The sequence below is a fragment of the Streptomyces sp. UH6 genome (genome assembly GCF_013421635.1).
Lineage (GTDB): Bacteria > Actinomycetota > Actinomycetes > Streptomycetales > Streptomycetaceae > Streptomyces > Streptomyces abyssomicinicus.
In genome coordinates, this window is the sequence record NZ_JACADT010001292.1 from 1 (window position 1) to 1,286 (window position 1,286).

The 1,286-nt window shown below is 71.4% G+C and carries 2 protein-coding genes; both read left to right on the forward strand.

What is annotated here, in order from left to right:
- Positions 1 to 675: DUF3152 domain-containing protein (locus HW445_RS31370; RefSeq protein ID WP_180224162.1), on the forward strand; the 675-nt coding region annotated here is incomplete at its 5' end.
- 212 nt (positions 676 to 887) lie between these two features.
- Positions 888 to 1,286, forward strand: a 399-nt coding sequence (locus tag HW445_RS31375; RefSeq protein WP_180224163.1) for a DUF3492 domain-containing protein, incomplete at its 3' end; no start/stop codon positions are given.

Genomic DNA, 1,286 nt, shown 5'->3' on the forward strand with positions numbered 1-1,286 from the left:
GGGGTCGGCGGGGAGCCGCTGGGCGCCGAACCCTCGCCGCTGCCTCCCGCCTGGAACCTCGACGGCCTCACCTACTACCAGCGGATGGGCCTCGTCTACGACCTCGGCGCCGAGCTCCAGGGTCCGGGATCGTTCACCTCGGTGCCCGGGACCGACGAACCGCCGCGCGAGGGACAGGAGTTCCGCTACCGCGTCGACGTCGAGGACGACCTCGGCCTGGACGGGGAGCTGTTCGCCGAGGCCGTGCACAAGACGCTGAACGACAAGCGCAGTTGGGCGCACGACGGGCTCTCCTTCAAGCGGGTCCCCAAGGGCGACCCCGACGGCGCGGACTTCGTGATCACCCTGGCCAGCCCGGGCACCACGGCCGAGTGGTGTGCCAAGTCGGGCCTGGACACCACGATCGACAACGTCTCCTGCGACTCCGCGTCGACCTCCCGCGTGATGATCAACGCCTACCGCTGGGCGCAGGGGTCGCAGACGTACGGCGACCGGGACATCCACGCCTACCGGCAGATGCTCATCAACCACGAGGTCGGCCACCGTCTGGGCTACGGGCACGTGGAGTGCTCCAAGGACGGCGGACTCGCGCCGGTCATGCAGCAGCAGACCAAGTTCCTGGACCACGACGGGATCCACTGCAGGCCGAACGCCTGGGCCTACCCGAACGGCTGACACGCACCCCGGCGTGCGCACGGCGCGCGACCGGTTCGTCGCTGTGCGCTACAAAACGCCCTGTGAGTGGGAAGGTTACGGGCGTTCACCCCTTCCGGTGGCGCGACGGACAACCGTCCGTCGCGCCACCGGCATATCCGCATACGTTCGTCCCGGCTACCAGCCGCCGCCGTCGACGGCGGCCGTTCCTATGGGAGATCGGGGATGTACGCGTGCGCATCGGACTGCTGACGGAGGGTGGTTACCCGTACGCGAGGGGTGAGGCCAGGCTCTGGTGCGACCGCCTGGTGCGCGGGCTCGGCCAGCACGAGTTCAGGCTGTACGCCCTCAGCCGCGACCGGGAGCAGGAGAGGGCCGGCTGGGTCGATCTCCCCGCCCAGGTCACCCAGGTGCGCACCGCCCCGCTGTGGACCGCCGAGGTCGACGGTGCCTGGTACGGCCGCCGCGCCCGCCGCCGGTTCGCCGAGCACTACGGCGACCTCGCCGCCGGTCTCTGCGCCGGTCCGGTGGGCGTGCCCGGGCAGGGCGCGCACTCCCCGCAGGAGGCGGACCGTTTCCGCTCCGCCCTCTACGGCCTCGCCGAACTGGCCCGGGAGGAGGGCGGGATGGTC